This window comes from Streptomyces sp. NPDC004658, assembly GCF_040609555.1.
Taxonomy (GTDB): domain Bacteria; phylum Actinomycetota; class Actinomycetes; order Streptomycetales; family Streptomycetaceae; genus Streptomyces.
In genome coordinates, this window is record NZ_JBEXKG010000264.1 from 1 (window position 1) to 6,315 (window position 6,315).

Below are 6,315 nucleotides of genomic sequence, written 5' to 3' on the forward strand. Positions count from 1 at the left end.
AACCGGTCGTCGCGGTGGAGGGCGACAGCGCCTTCGAATTCAGCGGCATGGAGCTCTTCAGCAGCCGCGTGGCCGCCGCCAGCGCGGGCGCGCTCGTCTCCATGGTCCGCAGCCGCACCAGCAGCGCGAGGCTCTGCCCCGACGCCCCCCACGGCAGCGTGCACAGCGCCGTGGCGTGCGGGATCGTCCGGGCGGCCGGGGCGTCGTCCGGGTCGGCCGACGGCCAGGGCGCGACACAGACCAGGGTGTGCGGGCCGTCCGCACGGGGGCCGAGGGCGGTGCGCAGCTCGGCCACCGCCATGTCCTGCTGCCAGCCGCGTTCCGCGGTGAGCACGGCCCGCAGCTCCCGGCTCAGCCCCGCCCCGGCCTCCGCCTCGTCCGCGAGCAGCGCGCCGATCCGGCCCGCGACCCGCAGGGCGGCGGCCAGCTGGGCGTCGGTCGGCCCGGGATCGCTGTCCAGCAGCCAGACGTAGCCGAGGACGACACCCCGATGGCGTACCGGCAGACAGATCCGGCCGCGGTAGACACCGGCCTCCGGGCTCGGCGGGATGCGCACGGGCCCGGTCGCCCGCGTGATGCCGAAGCCCTCGAACCAGGCCCGGACCGTGGCCGTGGAGCGCCGGGTCAGGATCGAGCGGGTGCGCACCGGGTCCAGCGCGGTCGGATCCAGCTCGTCCTCGCTGTCGTAGGCACCGAAGGCGATCAGCTCGAAGTCACGGTTCTCCAAGGTCGCCGGCACCCCCAGCAGCTCGGAGATCTCGTCCACGAGTTCCTGGTAGTCCGCCTTGAATTCAGCCGCCACCCGGGCATTCTCTCCCATTTCCCGGCCGCCTTCATACATCTGTCTGAGATCCCGGGCACGGATGCGTGACAGCTGTCGATGGCCGACGATCGGAGAGATCCTTAGGTTTCACGGTGGTTCTCCGTGCCGTACCCGAATCGTGGGGTGACGGCCGTATTTGGTGCTTGTCTGTGGAGGTGCCCCGTGCTGGGTCCCGTGATTCTCGCCGCGTCGCGCAGCGACCGGATGCGACGCCTGATCTCGGCGGCCCCGGTGACCAAGCAGGTCGTCGACCGTTTCATCCCCGGCGAGACCGTGGCCGACATCGTCCCGATCATCAAGGACCTGACGGGCAGGGGCCTGGAGCTGACGATGGACGTCGTCGGCGAGGACATCACCACCCCGGAGCAGGCCACCGCCGCCCGGGACGCCTACCTGGAACTGATCGACCACCTCAAGGACCTGGGGCTGGGCGAGCGCGTGGAGATGTCCGTCAAGCTGTCGATGTTCGGCCAGGCGCTGGAGGGCGGCCACGAGCTGGCCCTCGCGAACGTCCGGCCGGTCGTCGAGGCCGCCGCCGCCATCGGTACGACCGTGACGCTCGACGCCGAGGACCACACCACCCTCGACTCGATGTTCGCCATCCACGAGGAGCTGCGGAAGGACTTCCCGCAGACCGGCTGCGTCATCCAGGCCTACCTCTTCCGCACCGAGGCCGACGCCCGCCGCCTCGCGGAGTCCGGCAGCCGCGTCCGCCTGGTCAAGGGCGCCTACAAGGAGCCCGCCGAGGTCGCCTACCAGCAGAAGCACGAGATCGACAAGGCCTACGTGCGCATCCTGAGGACGCTGATGGAGGGCGAGGGCTACCCGATGATCGGGTCCCACGACCCGCGGCTGATCGCCATCGCCCAGGAGCTGGCCCACAAGGCCGGCCGCAAGCTGGACGAGTACGAGTTCCAGATGCTGTACGGCATCCGCGGCGAGGAGCACCTGCGGCTGGCCGCCGAGGGCCACCGCATGCGCGTCTACACCGCCTACGGCACCGACTGGTACGGCTATTTCATGCGCCGCCTGGCGGAGAAGCCGGCCAACCTCCGGTTCTTCCTTCGTTCCATGGTCAGCAAGGGCTGAGCCCGAACACCCGCTCACGTACAAGGAGTTACGGATCTCATGGACGCTGTGACCCAGGTCCCCACCCCCGTCAACGAGCCGGTGCACGGCTACGCCCCCGGCTCGCCCGAGCGCGCCCGGCTGGAGGCCAAGCTCAAGGAGCTGGCCGAGAACCCGATCGAGCTGCCGATGACGATCGGCGGGGAGAAGCGGCTGGGCGGCGGCGAGCCGTTCGAGGTCGTGCAGCCGCACAACCACAAGGCCGTCATCGGCACCGGCCGCCACGCCACCCAGCAGGACGCCAAGGACGCCATCGACGCGGCCCTGGCCGCCGCGCCGGCCTGGCGCTCGATGTCCTTCGACGACCGCGCCGCGATCATCCTGCGCGCCGCCGAGCTGCTGGCCGGCCCCTGGCGCGAGACCCTCGCCGCCTCCACCATGCTGGGCCAGTCCAAGACCGCCCAGCAGGCGGAGATCGACACGCCCTGTGAGCTGGTCGACTTCTGGCGCTTCAACGTCCACTACGCGCGCCAGATCCTGGCCGAGCAGCCCCCGGCGAACTCCCCGGGCGTGTGGAACCGGCTGGACCACCGCCCGCTGGAGGGCTTCGTCTACGCGATCACGCCGTTCAACTTCTCGGCGATCGCGGGCAACCTGCCCACCGCCCCCGCCCTGATGGGCAACGTGGTGGTCTGGAAGCCGTCCCCGACGCAGACCCACGCGGCCGTGCTCCTCATGCAGCTGCTGGAGGAGGCGGGCCTGCCCAAGGGCGTCATCAACCTCGTCACCGGCGACGGCATCGAGGTCTCCAAGGTCGCCCTGGAGCACCGGGACCTCGCGGGCATCCACTTCACCGGCTCGACCAAGACCTTCCAGTACCTGTGGAAGACGGTCGGCAACAACATCGAGAAGTACCGCTCCTACCCGCGTCTGGTCGGCGAGACCGGCGGCAAGGACTTCCTCGTCGCGCACCCGTCGGCCGACCGCGCGGTGCTGAAGACGGCCCTCACCCGGGGCGCCTTCGAGTACCAGGGCCAGAAGTGCAGCGCCACCTCGCGCGCCTACATCCCGGCCTCCATCTGGAACTCGGGCTTCAAGGAGGAGTTCGCGGCCGAGGTCGACTACCTGACCATGGGTGACGTCACCGACCTGTCGAACTTCCTCGGCGCCGTGATCGACGAGCGCGCCTTCGCCAAGAACAAGGCCGCGATCGACCGCGCCAAGGCGGACCCGTCCTGCACGATCGTCGCGGGCGGCAGCTACGACGACTCGGTCGGCTACTTCGTCCGCCCGACGGTCATCGAGTGCACCGACCCGGAGAACGAGGTGTTCACCACCGAGTACTTCGGCCCGATCCTCGCGGTGCACGTCTACGACGACAGCTCGGCTGAGAAGTACGACGAGATGCTGACCCAGATGGAGTCGGTCTCGGACTACGCCCTCACCGGCTCGGTCATCGCCAACGACCGCGCGGCGGCGGCGTACACGATGGAGAAGCTCCGCTTCGCCGCGGGCAACTTCTACATCAACGACAAGTCGACCGGTGCCGTCGTCGGCCAGCAGCCCTTCGGCGGCGGCCGGGCCTCCGGCACCAACGACAAGGCCGGCGCCCCCCAGAACCTCCTGCGCTGGACGCTGACCCGCGCCATCAAGGAGACCCTGGTCCCGCCGACCGACTACACCTACCCGCACATGGGCTGACCAGCCCCCCGAGCACGGCCCGGGAAGCCCGACACGAGCGGGCTCCCCGGGCCGTTCCCATGCCGCACACCGGAGAACTTCCGGGACGTCATACTGGCGCCATGACCCTGCGCCTCGCCCACACCGCCGACCTGGACGCGGCCGAACTCCGGGCGGTGCGCGCCCTGTTGGACGACGCCTTCGGCGGGGACCTCTCCGACGCGGACTGGGAGCACGGACTGGGCGGGCTGCACGCGCTCGTCCGGGACGGGGCCGGGCTCGCCGCTCACGGGGCCGTCGTGATGCGGCGGGTGCGGCACCGCGGGCGCTGGCTGCGCACCGGGTATGTCGAGGCCGTCGCCGTACGGGCCGACGTACGGCGGACCGGGCTCGGCGGGCGGGTGATGGCCGAGCTGGAGCGGGTGGTGGACCGGGCCTACGACCTCGGCGCGCTCTCCGCGAGCGACGAGGGTGCCCCGCTGTATGCCGCCCGGGGCTGGCAGCGCTGGGCCGGGCGGGTGCACGCCCTCTCGCCGGACGGGATCGTCCGGCTGCCCGGGGAGGAGGGCGGCGTGTACGTGCGGGGCGCGCTCGACCCGGACGGGGAGCTGGTCTTCGACTGGCGGGACGGGGACGTCCTCTGACGGACTGGGGCCCGGCACCGCCGGTGAGGTCGCCGCGGGACGGGCCGACCCCGGCATCGCCACCCTGGGCGGCGACGCGGTTCTGTCCGCCGGGCTGGTCGGCGGGGCGCTGCTGGAGGAGCCGTACTCCCTGGTGCACCCGGCCGGGCACCCGGCGCCGCGCTCCCTCCCGCTCGTCGACTGGGCGGAGACCTGCGGGAACTGGCCGCCACGCCCGCGGTACGGGCGCTGATCCGTATCCTGCGCTCCCTTGGCCAAGGCTCACCCGGACGCACGAAAGCCCAGCTCAGAGCGGTGTGATCCAGTCCGCCGTCTCAGATAGTAGGAAGTCCGAGTAATTGTGCAGACAGACACGGGTGGCTCCCTTAGTTTTGTAGGAGCCGAACGTCTCGCTCGATCCAGCGAATGGCGGTCGTGAGCCGGGCCTCGTGCAGGCAACCCCTGCGGCCGGTGCTCCCCGCCCCTTCCGGCGTCTCGCAACCCTCTTCCTTGCCGTGCTCCACGTATGCCGAAGGAGTCGATCGCCATGGCCGAGACGACCGTCCGCCGCCGAGTCCGCCACGTGTCCCGCACGAGCGAGTCCGACCGCAAGAACGCCGCCGCCGCCCTCCAGCGCGCCCTGGACCGCCGGGACAACGGCGGCGAGACCGGCCACTGAGCCGGACCACCAGCCGGGAGCCGCACTCCCCCGGGGTGCGGTGCGGCCCTCACCCGCCGCGCCGCACCTCGAAGTGGTCGATCCGCCGCCCGTCCTGGCCCAGCGCCGACACCGCGAGCCGTGGTGCCGCGCCGGCCCGCACCTCCACCGAGAGCAGTGAGAAGCCGGTGTAGCGCACCCGCGACCACTCCACCGTCTCCGGTGCCCGGTCCCCGCCCTTCGTCCACGCGAAGGTGTCGACCGCCCGGTGCCGGGTGACGTGTCCCTCGTAGCTGTCCTTCACGCCGGACGGGAAGCCGTACAGGTCCCGGCCGCCGCCGCCCGCCGTGACGTACACGGTGCCGTCCCGGGCGGGGTCGGTGGAACCGCCGACGGGCACCGCCCGGCCGGCCTCGCCGCCCTTGATCGCGTCCGTGCGCTCGTACACATGGTTGTGGCCGTTGATCACCAGGTCCACCCGGTGCTTCGCGAACAGCGGCAGCCACTCCCGCCGGACGCCTCCGTCCGAGGCGTGCCGCGAGGTGGAGTAGGCGCAGTGGTGGAAGAAGACGACCACGAAGTCGATGCCGCCGGCCGCGCGCAGCCGGCGCAGCGTCCGGTCCAGCCAGGCCGTCTGCCGGCCCCGGCTGTGCCCGAGGTTGGCGGGGATCTCGTACGACACGTCGTTGGCGTCCAGCGCGACGAAGGCGGCGTTGCCGTAGGTGAACGCGTAGGCGCCCGGTGTGCCGTGCGGGTCGAAGCCGGTCTCCGGCAGGGAGAAGCGGGCCAGCTGGCCGCCGTAGCCGTCCGGCGAGTACCAGGCCTCCATGTCGTGGTTGCCGGTCGTCACCATCCACGGCACGGACCGCGCGACCGGCTCGTTCTGCTTCAGGAACAGGTCCCAGAAGGCGGGGTCGTAGCCGTCCGTCGCCCGGCCCGTTCCGGTGACGTCCGCGTAGCAGATGTCCCCGGCGTGCAGGTGGAAGGCGGGCTTCTGGCGCAGCACCAGGTCGTCGTTCGTGTGCGCCGCCCGGCCCACGCCCTGGTCGCCGAAGGCCGTGAACACGAAGCGTTCCGGACGCGCGGGCGCCGTGCGGAAGGAGGAGACGGCCGCCCGGTGGGCGGGGGCGGTGGGCTCCCAGCCGTCGTGGCCGACGCCGTAGTAGTACGTCGTGCCGGGCGCGAGGCCGTCCACGGACGCGTGCACGTAGTACTGCTCCAGGGCCGGCCGCACGCCCTCCATCCCGGGGGTGTGCAGCGGGCGGATCTCGGCGGGGACCCGGCGCCCGAGGTCGTCGGGGCGCAGACCGACCCGCACGTACGGCCGCTTCACCGCGAACGGCACCTGCCAGGAGATCCGCATCCGCGTCCGGGGGTCGGCGCCGAAGGCGAGGTGCCGGCCGAACGGGGCCACCGCCGAGCCCGGCACCCGCGAGGTGGCCGAGGCCGGCGCCCGGGAGCCG

The 6,315-nt window shown here is 71.9% G+C and carries 5 protein-coding genes and 2 pseudogenes; 5 read left to right on the top strand and 2 right to left on the bottom strand.

The window, feature by feature from the left end:
- Positions 1–820, bottom strand: a pseudogene (locus ABZV94_RS39295) (PucR family transcriptional regulator); the annotation flags it as partial.
- Positions 821–985: 165 nt separating this feature from the next.
- Between ABZV94_RS39295 and ABZV94_RS39300 the strand changes: the two are divergent.
- From ABZV94_RS39300 to ABZV94_RS39320, 5 genes and pseudogenes are all read left to right on the top strand, one after another.
- Positions 986–1,912, top strand: a complete 927-nt coding sequence (locus tag ABZV94_RS39300; protein WP_356349502.1) for a proline dehydrogenase family protein — start codon at positions 986–988, stop codon at positions 1,910–1,912.
- A gap of 39 nt (positions 1,913–1,951) precedes the next feature.
- The gene (pruA, locus tag ABZV94_RS39305; RefSeq protein WP_356349503.1) at positions 1,952–3,592 is read left to right on the top strand and encodes an L-glutamate gamma-semialdehyde dehydrogenase; all 1,641 of its coding nucleotides are present in this window, start codon (positions 1,952–1,954) and stop codon (positions 3,590–3,592) included.
- Positions 3,593–3,693: 101 nt separating this feature from the next.
- Positions 3,694–4,215 (top strand): GNAT family N-acetyltransferase, encoded by a 522-nt coding sequence (locus ABZV94_RS39310; RefSeq protein ID WP_356349504.1) that lies wholly within the window; start codon positions 3,694–3,696, stop codon positions 4,213–4,215.
- Positions 4,216–4,219: 4 nt separating this feature from the next.
- A pseudogene (locus ABZV94_RS39315) lies at positions 4,220–4,417 on the top strand (LysR family transcriptional regulator); the annotation flags it as partial.
- Positions 4,418–4,741: 324 nt separating this feature from the next.
- Complete coding sequence (locus tag ABZV94_RS39320; protein ID WP_015493350.1) at positions 4,742–4,873, top strand: hypothetical protein; 132 nt, start codon at positions 4,742–4,744, stop codon at positions 4,871–4,873.
- A 49-nt stretch (positions 4,874–4,922) separates the two neighbouring features.
- Here the strand turns inward: ABZV94_RS39320 and ABZV94_RS39325 are convergent.
- Positions 4,923–6,315 (bottom strand): metallophosphoesterase family protein (locus ABZV94_RS39325; RefSeq protein ID WP_356349506.1); only part of this gene is annotated, 1,393 nt, incomplete at its 5' end.

Bases quoted from the DNA above. Each gene is read 5' to 3' on its own strand.
- ABZV94_RS39320 (WP_015493350.1), top strand. From the start codon at position 4,742: ATGGCCGAGACGACCGTCCGCCGCCGAGTCCGCCACGTGTCCCGCACG.
- pruA (WP_356349503.1), top strand. From the start codon at position 1,952: ATGGACGCTGTGACCCAGGTCCCCACCCCCGTCAACGAGCCGGTGCAC.
- ABZV94_RS39310 (WP_356349504.1), top strand. From the start codon at position 3,694: ATGACCCTGCGCCTCGCCCACACCGCCGACCTGGACGCGGCCGAACTC.